This window comes from Pseudomonas sp. FW305-25, from assembly GCF_017351415.1.
Taxonomy (GTDB): domain Bacteria; phylum Pseudomonadota; class Gammaproteobacteria; order Pseudomonadales; family Pseudomonadaceae; genus Aquipseudomonas; species Aquipseudomonas chlororaphis.
This window is the reverse complement of record NZ_JACNDE010000002.1, coordinates 240,699-262,578: the sequence shown is the minus strand read 5'-3', so window position 1 is coordinate 262,578 and position 21,880 is coordinate 240,699. Positions and strand designations below refer to the sequence as shown.

At 60.9% G+C, this 21,880-nt stretch carries 20 protein-coding genes and 2 tRNA genes; 4 read left to right on the top strand and 18 right to left on the bottom strand.

Translation table 11 applies throughout. The features are described from left to right. Positions 1–71: 71 nt before the first annotated feature. The 5 genes from J4E58_RS03550 to J4E58_RS03530 form a co-directional block, all read right to left on the bottom strand. Positions 72–866, bottom strand: a complete 795-nt coding sequence (locus tag J4E58_RS03550; RefSeq protein ID WP_087089651.1) for a hypothetical protein — start codon at positions 864–866, stop codon at positions 72–74. Positions 867–879: 13 nt separating this feature from the next. Beyond that, positions 880–1,707, bottom strand: a complete 828-nt coding sequence (locus J4E58_RS03545) for a phosphatase PAP2 family protein (RefSeq protein WP_087089653.1) — start codon at positions 1,705–1,707, stop codon at positions 880–882. A 47-nt stretch (positions 1,708–1,754) separates the two neighbouring features. Then, the gene (locus tag J4E58_RS03540; RefSeq protein WP_087089655.1) at positions 1,755–2,606 is read right to left on the bottom strand and encodes a MipA/OmpV family protein; all 852 of its coding nucleotides are present in this window, start codon (positions 2,604–2,606) and stop codon (positions 1,755–1,757) included. 145 nt (positions 2,607–2,751) lie between these two features. Continuing rightward, positions 2,752–3,786 (bottom strand): DUF1254 domain-containing protein, encoded by a 1,035-nt coding sequence (locus J4E58_RS03535; RefSeq protein WP_087089657.1) that lies wholly within the window; start codon positions 3,784–3,786, stop codon positions 2,752–2,754. Positions 3,787–4,120: 334 nt separating this feature from the next. Beyond that, entirely contained in the window at positions 4,121–5,104 is a 984-nt protein-coding gene (locus tag J4E58_RS03530; RefSeq protein ID WP_087089659.1) for an AraC family transcriptional regulator, read from the bottom strand. Between the two features lie 615 nt (positions 5,105–5,719). Between J4E58_RS03530 and J4E58_RS03525 the strand changes: the two genes are divergently transcribed. Together J4E58_RS03525 and J4E58_RS03520 are read left to right on the top strand one after the other, a co-directional pair. Next, on the top strand, positions 5,720–6,199 hold the full coding sequence (locus J4E58_RS03525) for a hypothetical protein (protein ID WP_143481879.1): 480 nt from the start codon (positions 5,720–5,722) through the stop codon (positions 6,197–6,199). A 733-nt stretch (positions 6,200–6,932) separates the two neighbouring features. Continuing rightward, positions 6,933–7,574, top strand: a complete 642-nt coding sequence (locus J4E58_RS03520; RefSeq protein ID WP_087089660.1) for a hypothetical protein — start codon at positions 6,933–6,935, stop codon at positions 7,572–7,574. A 284-nt stretch (positions 7,575–7,858) separates the two neighbouring features. Here the strand turns inward: J4E58_RS03520 and J4E58_RS03515 are convergent. The 7 genes from J4E58_RS03515 to J4E58_RS03485 form a co-directional block, all read right to left on the bottom strand. Further along, a tRNA-Thr gene (locus tag J4E58_RS03515) sits at positions 7,859–7,934 on the bottom strand. A 77-nt stretch (positions 7,935–8,011) separates the two neighbouring features. Next, the gene (locus tag J4E58_RS03510; RefSeq protein ID WP_087089662.1) at positions 8,012–8,833 is read right to left on the bottom strand and encodes an FkbM family methyltransferase; all 822 of its coding nucleotides are present in this window, start codon (positions 8,831–8,833) and stop codon (positions 8,012–8,014) included. 354 nt (positions 8,834–9,187) lie between these two features. Continuing rightward, the gene (locus J4E58_RS03505; protein WP_087089664.1) at positions 9,188–10,399 is read right to left on the bottom strand and encodes a methyltransferase; all 1,212 of its coding nucleotides are present in this window, start codon (positions 10,397–10,399) and stop codon (positions 9,188–9,190) included. Between the two features lie 121 nt (positions 10,400–10,520). Continuing rightward, complete coding sequence (locus J4E58_RS03500; protein WP_007922607.1) at positions 10,521–11,210, bottom strand: ABC transporter permease; 690 nt, start codon at positions 11,208–11,210, stop codon at positions 10,521–10,523. Further along, complete coding sequence (locus J4E58_RS03495; RefSeq protein ID WP_087089666.1) at positions 11,207–11,902, bottom strand: ABC transporter permease; 696 nt, start codon at positions 11,900–11,902, stop codon at positions 11,207–11,209. The genes J4E58_RS03500 and J4E58_RS03495 overlap by 4 nt, the downstream gene beginning before the upstream one ends. A 78-nt stretch (positions 11,903–11,980) precedes the next feature. Beyond that, positions 11,981–12,736, bottom strand: coding sequence for an ABC transporter substrate-binding protein (locus J4E58_RS03490; protein ID WP_087089668.1), 756 nt, complete (start codon positions 12,734–12,736; stop codon positions 11,981–11,983). A gap of 13 nt (positions 12,737–12,749) precedes the next feature. After that, positions 12,750–13,523: an ABC transporter ATP-binding protein gene (locus tag J4E58_RS03485; RefSeq protein ID WP_007922616.1), complete on the bottom strand. Its 774-nt coding sequence runs from the start codon at positions 13,521–13,523 to the stop codon at positions 12,750–12,752. A gap of 554 nt (positions 13,524–14,077) precedes the next feature. Between J4E58_RS03485 and gabP the strand changes: the two genes are divergently transcribed. After that, entirely contained in the window at positions 14,078–15,475 is a 1,398-nt protein-coding gene (gabP, locus tag J4E58_RS03480; RefSeq protein ID WP_087089670.1) for a GABA permease, read from the top strand. Positions 15,476–15,698: 223 nt separating this feature from the next. Here the strand turns inward: gabP and J4E58_RS03475 are convergent, their stop codons facing one another. Together J4E58_RS03475 and J4E58_RS03470 are read right to left on the bottom strand one after the other, a co-directional pair. Further along, the gene (locus J4E58_RS03475) at positions 15,699–16,097 is read right to left on the bottom strand and encodes a hypothetical protein (protein ID WP_009046516.1); all 399 of its coding nucleotides are present in this window, start codon (positions 16,095–16,097) and stop codon (positions 15,699–15,701) included. Positions 16,098–16,200: 103 nt separating this feature from the next. After that, entirely contained in the window at positions 16,201–17,169 is a 969-nt protein-coding gene (locus J4E58_RS03470) for an alpha/beta fold hydrolase (protein ID WP_087089673.1), read from the bottom strand. A 366-nt stretch (positions 17,170–17,535) separates the two neighbouring features. Between J4E58_RS03470 and J4E58_RS03465 the strand changes: the two genes are divergently transcribed. Next, entirely contained in the window at positions 17,536–17,994 is a 459-nt protein-coding gene (locus tag J4E58_RS03465) for a hypothetical protein (RefSeq protein ID WP_087089675.1), read from the top strand. Positions 17,995–18,082: 88 nt separating this feature from the next. Here J4E58_RS03465 and J4E58_RS03460 read toward each other — a convergent pair. From J4E58_RS03460 to J4E58_RS03445, 4 genes are all read right to left on the bottom strand, one after another. Continuing rightward, positions 18,083–18,158: transfer RNA gene (locus J4E58_RS03460), tRNA-Phe, on the bottom strand. 103 nt (positions 18,159–18,261) lie between these two features. Beyond that, positions 18,262–18,534 carry an oxidative damage protection protein gene (locus tag J4E58_RS03455; protein WP_007921798.1) on the bottom strand — a complete coding sequence of 91 codons (273 nt, stop codon included), beginning with the start codon at positions 18,532–18,534 and terminating at the stop codon, positions 18,262–18,264. Next, positions 18,531–19,598 carry an A/G-specific adenine glycosylase gene (mutY, locus tag J4E58_RS03450; protein ID WP_087089678.1) on the bottom strand — a complete coding sequence of 356 codons (1,068 nt, stop codon included), beginning with the start codon at positions 19,596–19,598 and terminating at the stop codon, positions 18,531–18,533. The genes J4E58_RS03455 and mutY overlap by 4 nt, the downstream gene beginning before the upstream one ends. Beyond that, on the bottom strand, positions 19,595–21,823 hold the full coding sequence (locus J4E58_RS03445; protein ID WP_087089680.1) for an AsmA family protein: 2,229 nt from the start codon (positions 21,821–21,823) through the stop codon (positions 19,595–19,597). Before J4E58_RS03445 ends, mutY begins: the two co-directional genes overlap by 4 nt. Positions 21,824–21,880 lie beyond the last annotated feature (57 nt).

The window sequence follows — 21,880 nt, the reverse complement described above, 5'->3', positions numbered from 1 at the left end:
GGCCAACCCGAAGGTTGGCCTTTGACATACTGCGTATGGGTACCAGAGAAAAACGTAATGACATGAAAGCCTCAGAATCGCCCACTGATCCCCAACAGTGGCCCCTTCTGGACAATGTCGTAGACAAAACCGTCATGGCGATAATTCACCCCCATGGCCCGGTAACCGGCCACCGCCGAAAAGCCCGGCAAGAATTCCCAGCCTGCCAGCGCGGCCAGGTCCCAGTCTTCCCGCGACTGGCCGGCGCCTGCCATGCCCCAGGATGACAACCAGAATCGCTCATTCACGGCATAGTGCCCACGCAGCCCCGCCATCGCGTCGGCCCAGGTGGCCTTGTCGGACCCGGACAGGCCGCCAGCAGGCCCGCCGTGCAGGGTGATGGCGGTGCTGCTGTACCAGACCCGCACGCCGCCCGCGACGTCCAACCGATGATCGTCATCCCCCAGCACCTGATATCCGCCTCCCAGGAATCCCGAGGCCGTCTTGCTTTCCACCTCAAGCTTGGACGCCGGGGCGCCTGCTGGCAGACGGTTGCGGGTGTCGGTGTCGATGTACATCAGGTCGGCGAGTACGCTGTATGGCCCGCGCCGCGCCTCGCCCATCAGCATCACCGACATATCGACGCTACGCGCGATGTCGGAGAAGTCGGATTTTATAAACTGGGTCCCGGTGCTGCGGTGGCCCACGTGCCCACGGATACCGGCGCCCCACAGGTAAGGCCCGCCATTGAACTGCCAGCCATCAGCGTCTGCCGCCATGGCCACCATCGGCAGACTGGAACCCGCGGTCGTCAAGGCGCTGACCAGCAGCGCCAGGCGGGCCTGCTTGCACCGCAACGGCGAGCGTGGGTTGTCACTGTGCATCATGGTGTTTCTCCGATCAGTGCTGGGTCAGCGAGAGCGCCACGCCCTCGGCTGCACAGTCCTCTGTAGGCTTCAGGCCCGCCTTTTGCGCAGCCTTGACCTCCTCCTTCGCGGCCGCCAGGTCCGCCAGGAACGCCGGATTGCCATGCAGGCTCGCCACCGTGGCGGCCCCCATGATGCGGCCTGCATCCACGTCGCTCTGCCAGTGCGCATCGCAGATGACCCGGCTCTGGCCGTATGACAGGCCACGGGTCATCAATTCGGTGGCGCGTGCCGGATTGATCTCAGCCAGTACCAGGCCCCAGGCCCAGCCCGCGGCGGAGTGGCCGGACGGCCAGGAACCATCCGTGCGCAGCAGTGGCTCCATGTCTTTGCGGCATGTGCTTTCGTTATGCACCACGAAAGGACGGGTACGGTTGTAGGCATTCTTCCCGGCGTAGGTGGAGCCGCCCGCATCGGTCAGGGTGCGCTGCATCAAGGTGTAAAGATGCGGTGTACTTTTCTCGGTGATCGGCGTGCCCAGCGCGCAGGAGAATGTTTTCGCCGGGCCAGGGAATGACAGCGCCGCATCCGTTGCCGCGAGTTTCTCCCGAGCGGTGCCACGCAGCGCCAGCGCCGTGCGTCGTGCTTCCTCATCCCGCGCAAGCGCCGCGGAGTCTGGTTTGGGCGGGGCACCGAGCAGCGCCAGGCGCACTGGCAAGTCAGCCGGGTCCAGATAGCCTGGAGCCAGCTTGAAGTGAGGGTCCGTGACCTGGGTGGCGGCATCTTCGGCGAGCAGCAGTCCCGACCCGAATAGGCCGGCCAGGGACGCGGTCATCCCCAACTGCTTAGGTAGTTTTTTCATCGATCATTCCTTTATCTGTATCGGATGGCGCCGGTATTACCGGTTTATCAAAAACGGTATAGAGCGTTCAGATAGGCACCGGCCCCGACCTTCTCACCCGTCAGCGGGCTGTCGCGGGCGTCGGCAACCAGGGCGTAGGTCTTGATGCCGCCTTCCAGTGCCAGCTGTGGCTGCCATTGCCAGGTGAGGCCCAGCTTCAAGGTCACGTCGCGCATCCCGCCACCCGGGTGGTATTCATCGAACCGGGTGCGTGCGGCTTGCTGGGCCGTGACGCCGAAGCGCGCCATCATGTCGTTCTCATTGCTCCAGGTGCCGTACAGCGTCGAGTCCAGGGTCAAGGTCGAAGACAGTAGGTATGCCGTGGCGACCCCGGCTTCCAGGTACGCCGTGCGCCCCAGGCTTTCGCCACCGTAATGGCGGTTCTGGCTCGATTGCAGGCCGCGAACGAACAGGCGGCCGGCCGGCAGGATCCAGTACGCTTCCGCCCCGACCAGGGCGGTGCTGTCCAGGTTGCCCATTCCCTTCAAGTAGTCATCGCGGCCGTCCAGGGTATGAATTCTTTCCTTGCGTCCCTGGTCATAACCGATCAGCAGGGCCACTCCGAAAGGAGCCAGCCCCGGCAAGTCCCAACGCAGCCCATCCGGGAAGGCCGCGGTAAAGGTGCCCCAGTCTTCGGTAGGCAAGACCGCTTTCAGTTTCAGCGACGGGAACGCGGCGTAGTGTGAAGAGCCTTCGTACAACGGGCCAACGGCAACTCCGCCACCTACCGTCACGGATGGAGCGCCGTTTGAATCGTCAATGGCTGCATGTGCAGGCAACACCAGCGTCAATGCGAGGGCTGCACCCATGATGAACATCAGCGGGTGTCTAAAAGAATTTGAATGGTCTTTGCTTGTCATTGTTTAGTTCCTTTGGTGTGAACTCTGTAGTCCAGAGCCATCCTGACTTAATAAGCCATATCAAACTTGGTAACCGTTGCGTCTAACGCTACTAAGGCATCAGCCAATTGATCTAAATAACCAGTCATTATTCGAATGCTTGAATTTATAGAACGACGGGCTGCGGCTGTGGAAAACGCCATTGGCCATTCAGTATTTCGTTGCTCGGCTGATAAAGCCTGACCGTATAGTTCCAACCGGGCATAACGGGCAGGCAATTAGTGATCTTTGCATCGCAACCACCGAACTGGATGACAATCGAGCCATCATCGCTTTTCTTGGCAGTGAGGTTATTCAGCGAGTAGAGGTCATATGGGTTCTTCTGAAAGTATCCGTCTGCGTTGTAAACACTCACAGACCAGAAGCTGTTGACCGGGACCTGCCCAACTTTGAGACGGTAAACGGTTTTCCCATCGTTCTGCGGCATCACACCGCCGAGGTAGATGGCGTCCTTGCTCGGATTTCCGCCCCACCCCGTCGCAGTTCCGATCAGGTGCTGGATCGGATCGACGCTACCTTTAGGGCCAAAGGACTGGTTGTAGTTGGGAATTGTCGAACCCAGGACAGCCAGGGCATCACGCATCTTTTTCTGGCTCGCCTGATCCCACTTCGGTACTACGAACTCCCCTGGCTTGGCCTGGCTGACCTTGATTGCGTCCTGCAGCTCATGCACCTGCTCAAGGTCTTCGCGATCCGTGGGATCGAAGAAAATGCGCACAGCGACAAAAACATAGCGTGTGCCGATATCCTCTTTCGTCAGCGTATGGCGACCGGCACCGTAAATGACGGCGGGTACGTAGTGATCTTCGTTGACCATTTGCATCGACATGAACCGCTCACCGGCCTCAGGCAAAGTGATCGTGACTGGACCGGCATCGAGATCGAACACCGCTGACGAATAGAGGGTGTCCCGATTCATTCGGACGACATCCTGAGCGTCGATAGGAACCGGTTCACGGTTATGAACAAACTGACCAAAGCCTCCACTCGTCACCGTTTTGCCCATGTACAGGTCGGACTCGGCACGAACAAAGTTATCGACACCCACCAGCGTCGCCGCGGCAGGGGATGACTGCGCGTTTGCACTGGCAAAAGTTGCCAGCGTCAGGGCGACGATGCAGGCCGTGGATGAGTAGGACATTTAAACCTCTTGATCTTATAAGAAGTGATTCCCTTCCCCGGCTTCAGGCTTTTCTTGTGCATGGATCGCTTGCTGCAGTGCTTGCTGGGGTTGGCATTACCTTTTAAAACTGTATAAGAACGCCTCGATGGAAACTTGCCATTTGATGCCAAAAGGCCAAGCCATTACTTACCGATCAGCTTGCCGGCGGCGCTCGTACAGAAATGGCTGCTCAGATCAGGACGGCAAGCCCTATCCCGGTAGTTCGAGGCTATTGGAAGGCTTAGCCCGAAGTGGGCCGAAGGGGCGGGTGGGAGAGGGAGCAAGTGGTTAAGCGAAGACTCTGTCTTGAATTTTAATAATCATGTTTCAAGGCCGAGCGGTAGCGCGACGGCGAGTTCCCGGTCCAGCGTTTGAAGGCTCGAGTAAAGTGCGCTTGATCGCTGTAACCCACCATGTAGGCAATTTCGGTTGCGGTGTATTTACCGCTGGCAATTAGTTGAAGTGCTTCGCTGCGCCGCGTCTCGTCGCGTAGATCTTCGAAGTCGATGCCGCAATACTTGAGACGGCGCTGCAGCGTTCGAGAAGACAGTCCGATATTTCTTGAGATAGCGGTAAGTTTGGATTGATCCTGATCCGATATCCGCTCGATGAGCACGCCTGCTGCTTGCGCTGTCGACTTCAAGGCTTCGGTGACTTTCCAGGCGTCATCCCGAACAGGTTGCAGGGGCGTGTCGAGCAGCTCACGGTCGAATTCGATCATGTTGTACTGCGCGTTCATTTCGAGATTCGGCCCCAGGTATTCTTCAAGCGCCTCATCGCCGCTTTCCCTCGGGTTTTGCAGATGCACGCGTATGGCGCCAGGCTCACCGGACATGAGAGGTACTTTTCTAAGCAGCGCAAGCGTGCCGAGAATGACTTGCTTCGGATCAGCTCCGTGCTGCCCGGTAAATTGGTGGATCAGTTTCGTCGTACGGCCTTCGGTGACGATTTCTACTTCTCCTCCTTGATGCAGCAAGTCGGTATAGATCGCCGCCGTTGCACAAGCCTGAGCGAGGTTGGTTGAGCCCAATATCAACTCGCCCCAGGCACCGAGCGAGCGTACTTCGATCAGATGCCCCACACAGGCACCGCCGAAGGGGTCCTGTGCGATAGCTGCCATTTCGTTGGCTATATGAAAACAGGCCGCTCGCGGTACCCAGGCATCAGGGTTTTGAAAAACATGAGGGGAAATGCCGTAACGCCGAAAGAACTCCAGCGGCGACACCCCACGCATGCTCAGGTAGGGGGCTATTTGCCGAAGAGTGCTGAGTTTGATGGATGGCGTGGCATTCGTCATAAGTGTTCGCACCTGTTTTTAAAGGCAATGCACGGGAAAGCCGTCTTGGCCCGCAGGGAAACACTAGCGCAAAACTTTTGCCAAAGTCGCGTTATTGACAGCACAGCACAGGTCGATTCAGCGACAAGATCATCGCTTTTGCAGAACCCCAAAACGAAAAAAACCGCCAGAAGGCGGGTTTTTCGGGGGTTCCAGAGATTTAGAAAGCCTTCTCTGGAACCTTGTATGGTGCCGGCACCAGGAGTCGAACCCGGGACCTACTGATTACAAGTCCAATAATACGGTTAGTGTTTATTGGGGAAGAACAGATGGCCCAAGATTTCAGAGGATATTTGGGAAATAGTCGTCATAGATGCTATTAGAGCCGCCTATGACGCATCGGATTGATAACCTGTTATCCAGCAGAAAAAAATTCATGACGTGATGCTCGTCGTTCGCGGGCATTGTCTATGCTTAGGCTTTCTCGAAAGGAATCGACACCATGCCAAGCGATTATTCAGCAGGTGCGGTGCACACCAAGGTCCAATCAAAAGTCATGGCGAGATGAATTCGGGTAACCAATCCGGTTTCTCGCCACATACTGTTAATTGTATTAAACGCAAGCAGGTGACAAGAATGGAAGCTAAAGTTTACGCAAACAAGGACTGGCAACATATCGGCATAGTAGAAAAAGACGGAAATTTGTATGCTGACGGAGAGTGGTGCTTCAAAAAAGATCAACCCGATATTTATACCTGTAAGAGTACTGGGCTTAATTCCAGTTATTTATCATTTACTCATGTCAAAAAAATCGATAATAGCGGTGACACATCCTATCCCTATAGTGGCCCAGGGGCAAAGATTGGTCAGCTTGTTATTCGCCTAGGTGAAAACGGACTACCAGTACCTTTGAATGGTGCAGGCTTCTTAAGCGTGAAGGCCGGGCAGGATTTATGGATGCGCATTAATGATGACTCAGGACTTTCCGATAACGACGGCTACTTAACACTTAGAATTGTTCAAGGTGTACCAGATCGTGCCGTGACAAACTCCTATGGAGACCCTATCGGTACTCAGTACCGTCGAAACTCCGCCGGAGGTTACGATAAAATTTAGAGGTTCTGGTTTGAGCTGATAGTTTCCAATTTTCTGACTGTGGCTTTCAGCTCAAACTCAACCGATTTATAAACCTCAGATTGATGATGTGAAGCAACGCACTCTACATCCGCTACTGATTGGCTTTCGTTTGTGAATATGAATTACCAGCCCACCTTGCACGCCGTGCAAGTGCCGAACGCCCCACAGACCCCGTAGCGGGCCTGGGCTAGGGCCTGGTTTGCACTACCCTGCCGGTTTGCACAAAAAACGGACGCAGAGCCCGTCGGCGGGAGGGGGATAAGTGTTTTTTCGGCAGGTTTTTTTCTCTGCGCTCGGACTTTCCCAAGGCGGTGGCTGCATGCATGAAAAAGCCCCCACTACCCGATAGAGCAGTGGGGGGCTGGTCGTTGCTTACCAGGTGCTTATGCAGCCTCGACGGTGATAGAGATCCGCCGACCGAGTTCCGGCAGGGTGAAGTGGCTGCCCTTGCCGGGATTGGAACTCCGCGCCTTGGTCTTTCAACCATCGCCGAAACTCGCTGTACTTCATCTGCATCCCTCGCTGTTTCGGTGAAGCCATCGTGCAACATTTATGATGCGCCCTTGTTGGAATTAACTCGTAATAAGTTCAGAAAAATCCCCGCCATCGTTTTGACATAATTGCCGCAACAGGCGAGGCTCAACCCGCGCCTTCATCGTTTTGTGGGAGTGGGTTGGTGTCAGAAAGGATTGAGGGCTCGGGCGGGAAAATCATGTTCGACGTGGATGCGGTCTACTGCATTTCGTTGAAAGAGCGAACAGACCGGCGAGAGCTATTCCGGGCCTCGGTACAAAGCCTGATCCGAAACCCGGTGGTGTTCCATGTCGTGGAGCGGCGCGCCGCCCCTGTCCGTGGCTGCTATGAGTCGCACCAGGACCTGGCACGGATTGCGCTCGAGCGCGGGCTTGACCGGGTGTTGATCTTTGAAGACGACGTTGCACCGTATGAACTGAAGGCGACCCCCATCCGTTGGATCAATAAATTCATCCGTACTCGGCAATTTGAAGTGCTGCACCTGGGGTACAGCATGGGCAGGACCTGGCTAACCTGGTTCCCCTTTATTGCCCGGGGCCGCGTCGTTGCGCTGCACGCCTATATCCTGTCTCGTGAGGGTTGTCAGATCCTGGCGAACACCCCGTACAACGGCACGCCCGTTGACGTGATTTTCAAGAAGCGCATAAAGCAGCACTGCGCCTTTCCGATGCTGTTCCGTCAGCAGCCAGCAACATTGGCGGGTAGCGACATCGAGACCGAAGTGAAAAACGAGGATGAATGGTGGCAGCGCAATTGGGACAAGCACCGTACCTCGCCGATTAAAAACCTCTGGCGGACAGTGCTAAGACTCAATTTTTAAAGGGGAGGGGCTTTATCTTCCCCCAGCACGTTGGCCTTGGCTGGCGCTGTAGTGAAGGTATCGGCGTTGCCTGGCGGTGGTGTCGACCCATGGGGGATGAACGGCCAGTTGGCTGTCCATGTCGGCCACCAGGCTCGCGGATCGGCCCGACACCGCTTGAGCGCGCCCAGCGCCTGGGACCGTTTTCGCCAGCCTGGGCACAATGTGGACAACTAAGGCGAACTAAGTGGCGTTTACAACAGCCAGAAACAACAAAGCCCCGCATTGCGGGGCTTTGTTTTGTATGGTGCCGGCACCAGGAGTCGAACCCGGGACCTACTGATTACAAGTCAGTTGCTCTACCAACTGAGCTATACCGGCGTGTGGGCGACGATTATAGCGATTGGCGGGGTTCTGTAAACCCCTGAAATCTTACTATTTTTGCTTTGTGCCGGGCTCTAGCCGCGGACCAGTACTTTCTTGAGTTTTTCGAGGACGCGCCACGAGCGGCTGTTGCGCAGGGCGTGCAGTGCAGCTTCGGCGCGGTCGGCGCGTTGGCGTTCGGCTATCAGGGCCTGTTCCAGGTCGGTGGCGGGGGCGACGAAGCGGTGGCCGGGGTTGAACTGGAATTCGTCGAGGTTGCACGGCGGAATGTCGAAGGCACCCTTGAGGTTCAGGTGTTCTTCGGCCAGGTAGAAGGTGTTGATACCGTCGAACACCACCGGGTGGTAGCCGGCGCCGGTGACCAGGGTTTCCCAGGCCTGGTCGCGGTTCCATGGGGTTTCGATCAGCAGGATCCACGGCCGCCAGCGGTTGAAGTCCATGCTGCGCAGCACGGTTTCTTCGTGGCCTTCGACGTCGATCTTGAGGAAGTGGATGGGGCCGCCGACGTGGGCCTCGCAGATATCGCTCAGGGTGCGTGAGCTGACGATTTGGGTCTGCACCTGCATGCCGGCGTCCTTGTGTTGCTGGGCGATGGCGGGGTCGAGGGTGGACAGGCCGGTGTCGGCGATGGCGTAGAAGGTCAGGGCCTCGGCGTTGTCGCCGGCGGCGCATTGCAGGTTGGTATCCCTGGGCCGCTCCTGGCACAGGGCGTGGTAATAGCTCGGCACCGGTTCGACGTTGATGCCGCGCCAGCCGTGATCGTAGAAGGCGCGGGTCACCGAGTCGGCGGTGGGGTGGTTGGCGCCGACGTCGATGTAGAAGCCGTTTTCAACGTGTTTGAGCGCGCGCCACAGGCGGATGTCTTCGAAATTCTGTGCATAAGAAATGAACGTCACTGTCTTTTCCCGTCAGTCACAAAGGTTCTGGATCGGACGCGCCCGCGAGCGCCTGCGTCTGTATAACAAGCGTCGCCGACCGGCGCAATTTGCCGCGCCTGTGGTGCCGGTTTTCGGCTGTTATGTCCTTTGGCATTGACGCTTATGCACAATCGATGGCTATCGCGCGGCTGTTTTTGCTGATTTTGTGGATCCGTTCTCAACTCGCCGCAACTGGCTGTTTTTTCGCTGATTTATTTTTATGAACAAAAAATGACCAGCTCTGTATTGAGGCTGTAGCAGGCGCTTTCAGCGGCTTTGGCGGGATTTCATCAACAGAGTTATCCACAGGCTGGATAAGATGATGGATCCAACTTATCCACGTTCCGCCAGCAGCATCAGATTGCGTGGGGTGAGCGGTGCCGGGCAGAACAGGCCCAGTTGTACGCGGTAACCCTGTTCCTGCAAAAACAGCCCGCGATCGAGCACCAGCCACAGCTCCAAGGGCCGGCGAAACAGGCCGCGCAGCAGCTCCAGGTTGCGCACCTGGGCCAGGCGCTGCCAGCCGGCGGCTTCCAGCGCCGGCCAGTCCTGCGAACCGACTGTGGGTAAGTCCTTGAGGGTCGCCAGGTCGCGGCAGTAGTCGGCGAAGGGTTTGTCCAGCCAGCTGGCGGGCAGCGACGGGGTGGGCAGGTATTCGTCGACCCCGCGCAGGCGGCGTTGCAGCAGGTCGAAGGCCAGGCGGCGGGCCATGGAGCTGTCGCGTTGGCGGCGCACCCGGGCGCCGGCGGTGACGGTCTCGCTCAGGGGCAGGCCCAGGTCGTCGAGGGACAGTTGCAGCGCCGAGCCCTTGGCCGGGCCGGAGAGCGGCTGGTACTCGGCATGGCTGATGCGGTTGTAGCAGCAGGGCGCGATAGCCAGCTGGCGGCAGCCGCGTTCGCTGGCCAGTTGCATCAGGCGGACATGCAGGTCGCCACAGGCGTGCAGGGCCACCGGGGTGTGTTCGGCGCTCAGGCGGGTAGCGGCGTCGGCGGCGAGTACGTCCTGCTGCAGGTGGCTGACCGCTAGCCGATGATGTTCGCTCAGTTGCCGGCCGCTGGCGACCAGCGCCGGGTCGTATTCCAGGCAGGTCAGCCGTTGCCCGGGTTGCAGCAGGCGGCGGCCGAGGTGGCCCTTGCCCGAACACCAGTCCAGCCAGTGGCCGGGTGCCTGGGTGAACTCCAGGCAGGCGGCGAAGGCTTCGATCTGCTGCCATTTGCGCCCGGGCACATCGACGTTTAGGCGTTGGCGGGCGGCTGGCACCTCGTGCGTCGGCAGCTCGGCCACGGCACCGAGCGCGGCGGCGGTCCGCGCCAGATCGGGGAAGGGCGCGGGAGCATCGAGCCGTTCTGGGAGGTTATGGCTGGCCTCGGCATCGTCCAGGCTGCGCTGGCGCAGCCACTGGGCGAGTTCATGGTGCTGGGCTTCCCAGGGCAGCTGCGGCTCGGTGAAGGGGCGTGGGCGCCAGAGCGGTTGATGCTCCAGCAGGAAGCGGTCCAGGGCCTGGAAGCGGCTGAGGAGTTCGGGGCCTTGGAGGATGGAGGGCATGCTGGGCTGCTCAGGATAGGGGCCGTAGGAGCGAGGCTTGCCCGCGATGAGAGCGTCGCGGGTTATCTGGTACACCGCGTTATCGTTTATCGCGGGCAAGCCTCGCTCCTACAGAAGCAGTTCAGCGGCCTTGGCACTGCTCGACGCGCAGCCAGCGTTCCAGCAGCTTGAAGCCTTGCACCAAAACATAGGACATCAGCAGGTAGAATACCCCGGCGGCGAAGAAGATCTCCACCGGCAGGTAGGTGCGGGCGATGATGGTGCGGGCCATGCCGGTCAGTTCCAGCAGGGTCACGGTGCTGGCCAGGGCGCTGGCCTTGAGCATCAGGATCACTTCGTTGCTGTAGGCCGGCAGGCCGATGCGCGCGGCCCGGGGCAGGATGATGTAGAACAGCGCCTTGGGCTTGGACATGCCCAGCGCCCGCGCCGCTTCGATCTCGCCCGGCGGGATGGCCTGGATTGCCCCGCGCAGGATCTCGGCGATATAGGCCGCGGTGTGCAGGGTCATGGTGGCGGTGGCGCACCAGAACGGATCGCGCAGGTACGGCCACATCGCGCTGTTACGCACTGCATCGAACTGCGCCAGGCCGTAGTAGACCAGGAACAGCTGCACCAGCAGCGGCGTGCCGCGGAAGAAGAAAATATAGGCATAGGGCAGGGCGCGCACGTACCACAGGCGCGACGAGCGGGCGATGCCCAGCGGAATGGCCAGCAGCAGGCCGGCGATGACCGCGATGGCCACCAGTTCCAGGGTCAGCGTGGCGCCCTGGGCCAGCTTGGGCAGCCACTTGATGATCACTTCCCAGTTCATGAAGCGCTCCTCGCGAAGCCGCGAGCGGCGCGTTTTTCCAGGAAATGCATGCCGGTCATGGCCAGCACGGTCAGGCCCAGGTACATGAAGGCCGCCACCATATAGAAGGTGAAAGGTTGCTTGGACACGGTCACGGCGATCTGCGAGTGACGCATGATTTCTTCCAGGCCGATCACCGACACCAGCGCGGTGTCCTTCATCAGGATCATGAACAGGTTGCCCAGGCCCGGCAGGGCGATGCGCCACATCTGCGGCATGATCAGCCTGGTGAAGATCCGCCATTTCGACAGGCCCAGGGCCACGCCGGCCTCACGATGGCCCTTGGGGATGGCGAGGATCGCGCCACGAAACACTTCGGTGGCGTAGGCGCCGAAGCACAGGCCGAGGGCGATGACCCCGGCGGCGAAGGCGTTGAGTTCCAGCTCCGGGTTGCCGAAGAACTCACCCAGGGCGCGCATCAGGTTGACGGTGCCGAAGTAGATCAGCAGCACCCAGAGCAGCTCGGGAACGCCGCGCACCAGGGTCGAATAGGTGCCGCCAAGCCATTGCAGCGGCTTGTACGGGGAAGTCTTGGCCAAGGCGCCGAGCAGGCCGAGCACCAGCCCCAGGCACAGCGCCGAAAGAGCCAGCTTGACGGTCATCAGCGCGCCAGCGGCAAGCGCCGGGCCGAATCCGTAGAGATCGATATTCATGGATGGTTATTCAAGTCGCGGCAGGCTTTGCTAAGGACCGGCGCCCTCGGGGAAGGGCGCCGGGCAGGCCAGTCAGTATCAGTAGATGCTGAACGGGAAGTACTTGTCGTTGATCTTCTTGTAGGTGCCGTCGGCCACGATTTCCTTCAGGGCGGCGTTGAGCTTCTCGCGGATCGGATCGTTCTTGCGCACGGCGATGCCGATCTTGTCGCTTTCTTCAACCGGGTCGCCCTTGAACTCGTAAGGCTTGCCCGCTTCGCTTTTGAGCCACTCGTAGTTGACGTACTTGTCGGCCAGGATCGCGTCCAGGCGGCCGGACGTCAGGTCGAGGAAGGCGTTTTCCTGGGTGTCGTAGAGCTTGATGGTGATGTCGTCGCCCAGGTTGTCTTCCAGCCAGGTGCCGGCCAGGGTGGCGCGCTGCGCACCGATGATCTTGCCCTTGAGGGAAGCCTTGTCGGTCTTGAAGTCGGTCTTGTCTTTAGGCGCGATGAACTGCAGCTTGTTGGAGTAGTACGGGTCGGTGAAGTCCACCGCCTGCTTGCGCTCGTCGGTGATCGACATCGAGGAGATCAGGAAGTCGAACTTCTTCGCGTTCAGGGCCGGGATGATGCCGTCCCAGTCGGAGGTGACCACTTCGCACTCGACTTTCATCTTGGCGCACAGGGCGTCGCCGACGTCTTTGTCGAAACCGACGACCTGGCCGCTGGCATCCTTGTTGTTGAACGGCGGGTAGGCCGCTTCGATGCCCATCTTCAGTTTGTCGGCGGCCATCGCATTGGCCGAGAACACCAGAGTGGCGGCAGCGGCCAGGAGGAATTTCTTATAGCTCTGCATGCGTGTTGCTCCGTTAGCGGTTGCTGGACATGAATTGTTTGCAGCGTGCCGAAAGCGGGTTCTCGAACACCTGCTGTGGCGATCCTTGCTCTTCCACCAGGCCCTGGTGCAGGAACACCACTTCACTGGAGACCTGACGGGCAAAGCCCATTTCGTGGGTGACCAGCAGCATGGTCCGGCCTTCTTCGGCCAGGGCGCGGATCACGTTGAGCACTTCCTGGACCATTTCCGGGTCCAGTGCCGAGGTCGGCTCGTCGAACAGGATGACTTTGGGCTGCATCGCCAGGGTGCGGGCGATGGCGGCGCGTTGCTGCTGGCCGCCGGAGAGCTGGGCCGGGTAGGCGTGGCGCTTGTCGGCGATGCCGACCTTGGCCAGCAGCGCTTCGGCCACTTCGATGGCTTCGGCCTTGCTCTGGCCGAGCACCCGGCGCGGCGCCTCGATGATGTTGTCGAGCACGCTCATGTGCGGCCAGAGGTTGAAGTTCTGGAACACGAAGCCGATTTCGCTGCGCAGGCGGTTGATCTGCTTGCCATCGGCGGCAACCAGTTCGCCGTTCTTGGCGGCCTTGAGCTTGAGTTCTTCACCGGCCACCAGGATCTGGCCCTGGTGCGGGTTTTCCAGGAGGTTGATGCAACGCAGGAAGGTGGACTTGCCGGAACCGGAGGAACCCAGGATCGAGATCACATCGCCGTCGCGTGCGGTCAGCGAGACACCCTTGAGTACCTCCAGCGAGCCGTACCGTTTGTGCAAGTTGCGGATTTCAAGCGCGGGCGTGGCCTCAGCCATGTGCGGTCCTCATGAGTTCATTGCGCTCCTGCTGGTAGCGGCTTTTCTGGCGAGGCGCCAACCTAGCATAGCGTTCGAATGACAGCCAACAGCGCTTCAGGGTGTAAGCAGACGGCGTGTGACAGGTTGTCGCATCGGCACAGCAGACTGTCGCCCCGTCAACAACCGAACGCCCGTTTGAACCCTGTTCCCAGCGGGTGTCGCGTAAAAAAAGGCGCGATGGTGCCAGCTTTGGCCAGGTGTTGGAAGGGTAAAACGGCCAAAGGTTGCGTATCCGCCCTCTTTTTGTGCGTCGCGCACTTTTTGTGTGTGTTTCTGGTGCGCTGCTTCGTTCTACAAATGGGTGGTGCGGTAACGTTCTGGCGCAAGGCCATTAATCTCAAGGACTTGCGCTCATCCGCCGGTCGCCTTCACAGGCCGCGCCCGCTGGGAGCCTGTAACATTTTGGCGCAAATCTTGCGTAAGAAATAAAGAACGCCCTGTTGGATTCTTTTTACGAGAAAGAATGTCCAGGCCGGGTGGACGCTTTCGCTTTCTTCGCAAAGGTAGTTTCAATGAGCAGTACGCAGACCTCCAATGACCTCGAACAGGGGCTCAAACCGCGGCATGTCACCATGCTGTCGATCGCCGGGGTAATCGGCGCCGGGCTGTTCGTCGGTTCCGGCCACGCCATCGCCGAAGCCGGCCCTGCCGTGCTGCTGGCCTATGCGGCGGCGGGCACCCTGGTGGTGCTGGTGATGCGCATGCTGGCCGAAATGGCCGTCGCCTCGCCGGACACGGGTTCCTTCTCGACTTATGCCGACCGTGCCATCGGCCACTGGGCCGGTTTCACCATCGGCTGGCTGTACTGGTGGTTCTGGGTGCTGGTGATTCCGCTGGAGGCCAACGCCGCCGCGACCATCCTGCATGCCTGGTTCCCTGATATAGCGATCTGGGCCTTTACCCTGGTCATCACCTTGCTGCTGACCGCGACCAACCTGTTCAGCGTGAAGAACTACGGTGAGTTCGAGTTCTGGTTCGCCCTGATCAAGGTCGTGGCGATCATCGGCTTCGTGGTGCTCGGCCTGCTGGCGATCTTCGGCCTGCTGCCGACCAGCAAGGTCAGCGGCGTTTCGCACCTGTTCGATACCCAGGGCTTTTTGCCAAACGGCATGGGCGCGGTACTCGCCGCCATGCTGACCACCATGTTCTCGTTCATGGGCACCGAGATCGTCACCATCGCCGCCGCCGAATCGAAGAACCCGGGCCAGCAGATCAGCAAGGCCACCAACTCGGTGATCTGGCGGATCGGCCTGTTCTACCTGGTGTCGATCTTTATCGTCGTGTCGCTGGTGCCATGGAATGACCCGAGCCTGGCCCAGGTCGGTTCCTACCAGACCGTGCTCGACCGCATGGGTATCCCCAACGCCAAGTTGATCGTCGATCTGGTGGTGCTGGTGGCGGTGACCAGCTGCCTGAACTCGGCGCTCTACACCGCCTCGCGCATGCTGTTCTCCCTGGGCAAGCGCGGCGACGCCCCGGCTGCGGCCAAGCGCACCAACACTAGCGGCACGCCTTACTGGGCGGTGATCCTGTCCACCGCAGCCGCCTTCCTCGCGGTATTCGCCAACTACGTGGCACCCGCCGCGGTGTTCGAATTCCTGTTGGCCAGTTCCGGCGCCATCGCCTTGCTGGTGTATCTGGTGATCGCGGTATCGCAGTTGCGCATGCGCCAGAAACGCACGGCGGCCGGCGAGAAGATCGCCTTCCGCATGTGGCTGTTCCCGGGCCTGACCTACGCGGTGATCGTGTTCATCGTCGGGGTGCTGACCATCATGCTGTTCCAGGAAGGGCACCGCATGGAGATCGTCGCCACCGGCCTGCTGAGCATGGTCGTGATCGCGGCGGGCCTGCTGGTTGCGCGTCGGCGCAAGCTGGAGAAGCAGGCGGCCGGTGTATTGAGCCGCGCCTGAGTTTTTCCCGGTAACGAAAAAGGCCGCTGTCAGTGCTGACAGCGGCCTTTTTTATGGCCTGTACCGACGCTTTCGCGGGCAAGCCTCGCTCCTACAGATGAAGGTGATCCGTAGGAGCGAGGCTTGCCCGCGATGACGATTGAACATTCGACGCAGCAGTGAGGGTCATGCAGGGCGCGCTGTAGCCGCAGGCTGCGCCAGCGGCTACAGATTGTGTTGAAGCTTATTTCTGCATCAGGGCTTCCGAGGCGGCCAGGTAGGCGGCCTGGAACTCCGGGCTTTCGATCCAGGCCAGGGCGCCGGCCTCGTCGGTCTCGGTGGACCACTGGCGGTACTCGATCAGCGCGGCGAGGATGAAGTCCATGGCGCCTTCCTCGCCTTCCTGCTCGTAGACGATCTCCAGCAGCGGGTCTTCCAGGAACGCCGCGCACATCGCCTGCTGGCTGGTCTTCTCGGCGTCGATCATCTTCTTGAACAGCTCGGTCAGGTCCACCGATTCGAAGTCGATGCGGTCGTCGTTCGGGTCCAGTTCCACTGGCGCGGCGTTGCGCTGGGTGCGGTTCTGCTTGGCCTTGGTTTTCGCCCGCTGGGCTCTTTTGTGTTGCTTGTTCGCAGATGCCATGGGCGTCGTACCTTTTGCGCAAAGAGGGGGCCAGGGATGGATACAGTGTCCGGCCTGGCTTTCAGGCGGCAGAGGATGCCAGTAAATGCGCTGCCTGGCACGCTCAACGGCTACCGCTGATCAGGCGTCCCGGGGTGTCGCTGGGCAACGCGGCGTGTTGCAGCCAGGCCAGGGCGATCGGCCACAGGCGGTCCTGGTAATGGCTGCGGAAAAACGCGAAGTGCCCGACTTCCCGCTCGCCGATGTCCTCGGGTTCGATGCGCCAATGGCTGCGCTGGCTGGCGGTGAAGTAGCCCAGCAGGCGCTCGATGGCCGGCACGGTGCCGTAAGGGTCGTCGCTGATGCTGATGGCCAGCAGCTGCGCCTTGACCCGGGCGAAGGGCAGCGCCGGGTCCCGGCGCGCCAGGTGGCGCCCGCTGGGCCGCCGTTGATAGTGCGCGGTGGGCGTGGCCCAGTCGCGCACCACGCCGGCGGGGGTGTCCTCCAGCCAGCCCAGGCGCTTGCCGGGGAAGTAGCCGTAAATCGCCGTCAGCAGCGGCATCACGACATGCCACTTGCCCAGCATGCGCCAGCGGCTCGCCGGGGCGTAGTCGCGCCAGTAGGCGAACTGCGCGCCTACGGTCACCACGCGGCGGATCAACTGCCCGGATGCGCCCAGCCCAGCCGCGCAGCCGCCGAAGCTGTGTCCGACCACATCGATGGGCTGGCCGGGGCATTCCCGCTGCGCGCGTTGCAGCATGGCTTCGAAGTCCAGGCTGCCCCAGTCCGACCAGGACGCCTTCAGCTTGCGCATCGATGCCGGCCGCGACTCGCCGATGCCGCGGTAGTCGTAGGTGATGACGTCGAAGCCATGGCTGAACAGGTAATCGGCGAACCGCGAATAGTGCCGGCAACGCACGGAGGTGGCGGCATTGATGATCACCACCGGGCGTGCGGGGTCCGGTTCGGCATGGCGCCAGGTGAAACCACCCAGGATAAAGCCATCGGCGGCGGGTTCGCGGAAGGCTGTGCCGGGGCTGCTGGTCACGGTGCTGGCCGGGTGCAGGGGCGAGGGCGGGGATTGCACGGTCATCGGCGCGTATTCCTTTGCGGGCGAAAAGGCGTGTCGGCTCTTTTTAAGTGCAAGCATTAATAACCGCCTTGTCCGCGCCGTGGCAACCGTCGGGATTGGCGCCGCTGCTAGGTACTTTTGGTTAAAAGCATCACACCGAATCGATCTAAACGGCCTGGCATCGGGGCGTACACTGAATATCAGGGCCTGGGGGCGATCACGGATGCATGACGCTTACGGGCTGTTCATTCGAGCATCGTTTGCCTGAGGCGTAGCTGGGCTATTCAAGATGAAAAGGGGAGACCCGGACGCTGCCGTTCTGGGGCTGGGCTCTTGGCGGTGGCGTTTCCCATTCAGTGGTTCGAGACGAACCCGGGAGTGCTCATCATGAAGTCCTTTTACTTGTGTGTCGTAACAGGCGTCCTCGCGGCGTTCCTGTCACTCGCGCCGTTCAGCGTGCAGTCCGCCACCCCCAGCAACGAACCCATCGACCCGGCGGGCGTGCAGCTGGAACCTCAACAGCAGAACGGCATTACCTATCTGTCCGGCGGTATCGGCCTGGACGAATCGCGGACGCTCTTGCAGACCAAGGGGTACAACCTGCACATGACCTTTTCCGTCGGCCCGGAAAACAAATACACCTCGGATATCGACCTGGCGATCCAGAACCCGCAAGGGCAGCCGGTCCTGACCCTGAATCAGGTGGGCCCCATCGTCTTTGTGCAACTGCCGGCTGGCAAGTACCAGGTTGTCGCCACCCGTGGCGGGCGTACCGAGCGCAGCGCGGTGGATATGAAAGTGGCGGGCATTCGCGACCTCAACCTGCATTGGAATGAAGGTTATTGAGTGAAGGCTGCAATGCTGAAAACAGGCGCATCAAATCGCAGGCAATAAAAAACCCCTGAATCTTGCGATTCAGGGGTTTCGGTATTAGTGGTGCCCAGAGACGGAATCGAACCGCCGACACGGGGATTTTCAATCCCCTGCTCTACCGACTGAGCTATCTGGGCAACGGGGCGCATTAAACGGGTTTTTCGGGGGGGCGTCAAGCAAGTTTTGAAAAAAAGTTTAATTATTACCGCCGCTTACGTTCCCGCCCCGATTTGAGCGCAATTACTCGGACGGCGGCACGTAGCCGTCGGCCTTGGCGTATTCCTCGCCGGAGAAGAACTTGTCCATCTCGCCCTGCAAGTATTTGCGGTCTTCGGCGTTCATCATGTTCAGGCGTTTTTCGTTGATCAGCAGGGTCTGGTGTTTCTGCCAGTCGGCCCAGGCCTTGGCGGACACGTGCTCGAAAATCTCCTGGCCCTTGGCACCCGGGTACGGAGGACGCTCCAGGCCCGGCAATTGTTCTTTGTACTTGCGGCACATTACGGTGCGGGTCATTGCAACTCTCCTGCGTTCAATACGTCGGCCGCGCGTTTGAGCAGCTTTTTCACCGGGGCGGCAAGGCCCAGGCGCGGCGGGGTGGCGAGGTTATACCAGAGCCAGTCGGCCTCGGCCACGTGATGGGTGGATGCCTGGACCTGCACCAGCCAGGGCTCGATGGCCAGCTGGAAGTGACTGAAGGTGTGCACCAGCCCGGGCATTTCCTGTTGCTTGCCCAGCTCCAGCGAGTGCTGCGAAGCCAGGTGTTCCAGGTCCGCCAGGTCGTCCAGCTCCGGCAGGCTCCACAAACCGCCCCACAGGCCGCTGGAGGGCCGGCGGTACAGCAGGATGGCGCCTTCGTGGTTGGCCAGCATCGGCATCAGCGTGCGTTTCTGCGGGACCGTCTTGCGTGGCTTGGGAATCGGGTAGCGGGTTTCCAGGCCCAGCATGTGCGCTTCGCAGCCTCTTTCCAGGGGGCACAGCAGGCAGCTGGGTTTGCTCCGGGTACAGAGGGTGGCACCCAGGTCCATCATCGCCTGGGTGTAATGGTTCACCCGGGTCTGCGGGGTGAAGCGCTCGGCCGCGGCCCACAGCTGCTTGGCCACCTTGGGTTCGCCTGGGTAGCCCTCCTGCGCGGTAAAGCGCGCCAGCACCCGCTTGACGTTACCGTCGAGGATCGGCGCGCGCAGGCCCATGCTGATGCTGGCGATGGCGCCGGCGGTGGACAGGCCGATGCCCGGCAACTCGGTGAGTTTTTCCACGTCGCGGGGAAACTCGCCGCCATGCTCGGCGACCACGATCTTCGCGGTCTTTTGCAGGTTGCGTGCGCGGGTGTAGTAACCCAGGCCGGTCCACAGGTGCAGCACTTCGTCTTCCGGCGCGGCGGCCAGGGCCTGGACCGTCGGCAGCGAGGCCATGAACCGGTCGAAGTAGTTGAGCACGGTACTGACCTGGGTCTGCTGCAACATGATTTCCGAGACCCATACCCGATACGGGTTGATCTCTTGCTGCCAGGGCAGGTCATGGCGGCCATGGCGGTCGTACCAGTCCAGTACCGCCGGTGCGAACTGCTCGGCCCTCATCGTTTGAACAGCCCTTTGAGCGCGTTTTTCAGTTCCGGGCTGACCTTGTCGCCCAGCTTCTCATCGAGTTTTTCGCTGAGGCGATCGCCGGCCAGCTTGGCCGCGACCTGGCCCAGGCCGTCGCGGTCCAGGCGGCAGGCCTTGGCGCCCAGTTCCAGCGGGCCGCGGCAGCGCAGCGGCAGTTCGATGCCGACAAAACGCTCGCCGACCTGGCAGGCCGGGTCCGGCATGTCGCTCTTGTCGCCTTCGACGACGATGCCGACGCGGTAATCCATGCCCAGTACGCGCAGGTCGATGTCGCCATTGCCTTTGACGCTCATGCCCGGGATGCGCACTTTCAGGTCCGGGTTGCTGGCCACGCCGTTGCGCAGGGTCAGGTTGCCCTTGAGTTCCTGGAAGGGTGTGTCCTTGCCCCGCGGCTCGCTGCTCAAGGTCTTGCGGTTCAGCGTGGCGATGCCCTGGCACACTTGCTGTTCGAGGTTGGCATTGAGCAGCACGCCGTTGTTGACGACGAAGCTGGCGTTGCCGTTGAGGCCGTCGACCAGCGCCTTCTGGCTGTTGCCGCTGCTGGTCAGGTTGCTGTCGAGGGTCACCAGGCCCTTGACCGGCGGGTTCTGCCCCTGGCTTTCCAGGATGCGTTCCACCGGTACCCGGTTGATCCTGGTCTGCAGGCTCAACTGTGGCGTTGGCTGGCGCACGTCGAGGTTGCCGTTGGCTTCGAAGCTGCCGTTGTACAGCTCGCCGCGCAGGCCTTCGAGTTTCAGCAGGCCGCCCTGGCCGTTGGCCTTGAGCGTGGCGTTCTGGATCGGCAGCTTGTCCAGGGTCAACTGGCCGAAGCTCAGGTCGGCGTCCACATCCAGCTTGCTCAGGCGTTCCACCGGCAGCAGGCGCTCGGTGCTCCAGGCGCCCTTGGTCGGCGCGTCCGGCAGCGGCGAGTTGCCGGCCCCGGCGACGGCGCTGGCTTCGCTGCTCTGCACTTCGGCCTTGCGTGCCACCGCGGCGCTGTTGGCTTCGGCGGATTTCGGCGGCAGGTAGCGGTCGACGTCGAAGGTGTCGGCCTTGAGCTGGGCGCGCAGCGATTGCTTGGCCAGGTCTTCGACCGCCAGGCGGCCGCTGAAGCTGCTGTCGTCGAGTTTCAGGTTGATGTTTTCCAGGGCGATGCTGTTCGGCGTGGCGGACAGGCGGCTGACCAGCTCGACTTTGCTCAGGCTGCCTTCGGCCATGGCCGGCAGGGTCTGGCCGATGCTGTCGACGAACTTGGCCAGGTCGAACTGGGCGATGGAAATGCCGCCGTTGAGCTGCGGGGTCTTGTCCAGGTCGTTGACCTTGAGCTCGCCGATGGCGCGCAGCTGGTTGAGCGAGAGCTTCAGGCTGTTCCATTCGGCGACGTTGGCGGCCTTGTCCAGCAGCAGCTGGCCCTGGGCGGCGAAGGTCAGGGTCTTGCCTTGCAGCGGATCGCCGGCGGCTTCGCCGGACAGTTTCATGTCTTCGAACTGGTAGCGCTTGAGGGCGCGGTCGAAGCGCAGCTCGCCCTTCAACTCGGTGCGCACGCGCACGGCCGGCTGGGTGCTGGCGAGGAAGGCAGTGAGCTTGACCGGGGTATTGGTCGCTTCGTGGATCGGGCCGGTGCTCAGTTGGATGCTTTCGGCGGTGAACTGCTTGCCGCTCTGCTCGTCGTTGTATTCCACCCGGGCGTTGTTCACGGTCAGGCTGTCGATATCCAGGCGGATAGGCTGCGCCGGTTTTTCCGTGGTGGCCGGGGTCGTGGTCGTGGTTTCGCCGGTGCTGGTGGCCGGGGTTGCGGCCTGCTTGTCGGCGGGGGCGACCTTGCCGATGTCTTCCCAGTTGCCGTGGCCATCCTTGTTGCGAGTCAGGCGCAGGTTCAGGCCTTCGACACGCACATCGCTCATCTGCACTTCGCGGCGCAGCAACGGCAGCACGCGGACCGACAAGCCGAGCATCTGCAAATCGGCGAACGGCTGGGTCGGGTTGGCCAGGGTGGCGACCCCGGCTTCATGCAGTTCGAGGCCGAGCCAGGGGAACAGGCTCCAGCCGATATCGCCATTGAGCGTCAGCTCGATGTGGGCCTTGTCGCGGGCTATCTGGCGAATTTCTTCTTTGTAGTCGTTGGGATCAAACAGGTGAGTCAGGGCGAAGCCGAGAGCCACGATGATCAGCAACAGCCCGAGAAGTACCAGACCCAGGATTTTGCCGAACGCTTTCATGGGCGAGTCCTTGTAGTGTCGAATTCGAATTTAGCCGGGGAGTATAACGCCCCGGAC

Bases quoted from the DNA above. Each gene is read 5' to 3' on its own strand.
- J4E58_RS03550 (WP_087089651.1), bottom strand. From the start codon at position 866: ATGATGCACAGTGACAACCCACGCTCGCCGTTGCGGTGCAAGCAGGCC.
- J4E58_RS03545 (WP_087089653.1), bottom strand. From the start codon at position 1,707: ATGAAAAAACTACCTAAGCAGTTGGGGATGACCGCGTCCCTGGCCGGC.
- J4E58_RS03540 (WP_087089655.1), bottom strand. From the start codon at position 2,606: ATGACAAGCAAAGACCATTCAAATTCTTTTAGACACCCGCTGATGTTC.
- J4E58_RS03535 (WP_087089657.1), bottom strand. From the start codon at position 3,786: ATGTCCTACTCATCCACGGCCTGCATCGTCGCCCTGACGCTGGCAACT.
- J4E58_RS03530 (WP_087089659.1), bottom strand. From the start codon at position 5,104: ATGACGAATGCCACGCCATCCATCAAACTCAGCACTCTTCGGCAAATA.
- J4E58_RS03525 (WP_143481879.1), top strand. From the start codon at position 5,720: ATGGAAGCTAAAGTTTACGCAAACAAGGACTGGCAACATATCGGCATA.
- J4E58_RS03520 (WP_087089660.1), top strand. From the start codon at position 6,933: ATGTTCGACGTGGATGCGGTCTACTGCATTTCGTTGAAAGAGCGAACA.
- J4E58_RS03505 (WP_087089664.1), bottom strand. From the start codon at position 10,399: ATGCCCTCCATCCTCCAAGGCCCCGAACTCCTCAGCCGCTTCCAGGCC.
- J4E58_RS03500 (WP_007922607.1), bottom strand. From the start codon at position 11,210: ATGAACTGGGAAGTGATCATCAAGTGGCTGCCCAAGCTGGCCCAGGGC.
- J4E58_RS03495 (WP_087089666.1), bottom strand. From the start codon at position 11,902: ATGAATATCGATCTCTACGGATTCGGCCCGGCGCTTGCCGCTGGCGCG.
- J4E58_RS03490 (WP_087089668.1), bottom strand. From the start codon at position 12,736: ATGCAGAGCTATAAGAAATTCCTCCTGGCCGCTGCCGCCACTCTGGTG.
- J4E58_RS03485 (WP_007922616.1), bottom strand. From the start codon at position 13,523: ATGGCTGAGGCCACGCCCGCGCTTGAAATCCGCAACTTGCACAAACGG.
- gabP (WP_087089670.1), top strand. From the start codon at position 14,078: ATGAGCAGTACGCAGACCTCCAATGACCTCGAACAGGGGCTCAAACCG.
- J4E58_RS03475 (WP_009046516.1), bottom strand. From the start codon at position 16,097: ATGGCATCTGCGAACAAGCAACACAAAAGAGCCCAGCGGGCGAAAACC.
- J4E58_RS03470 (WP_087089673.1), bottom strand. From the start codon at position 17,169: ATGACCGTGCAATCCCCGCCCTCGCCCCTGCACCCGGCCAGCACCGTG.
- J4E58_RS03465 (WP_087089675.1), top strand. From the start codon at position 17,536: ATGAAGTCCTTTTACTTGTGTGTCGTAACAGGCGTCCTCGCGGCGTTC.
- J4E58_RS03455 (WP_007921798.1), bottom strand. From the start codon at position 18,534: ATGACCCGCACCGTAATGTGCCGCAAGTACAAAGAACAATTGCCGGGC.
- mutY (WP_087089678.1), bottom strand. From the start codon at position 19,598: ATGAGGGCCGAGCAGTTCGCACCGGCGGTACTGGACTGGTACGACCGC.
- J4E58_RS03445 (WP_087089680.1), bottom strand. From the start codon at position 21,823: ATGAAAGCGTTCGGCAAAATCCTGGGTCTGGTACTTCTCGGGCTGTTG.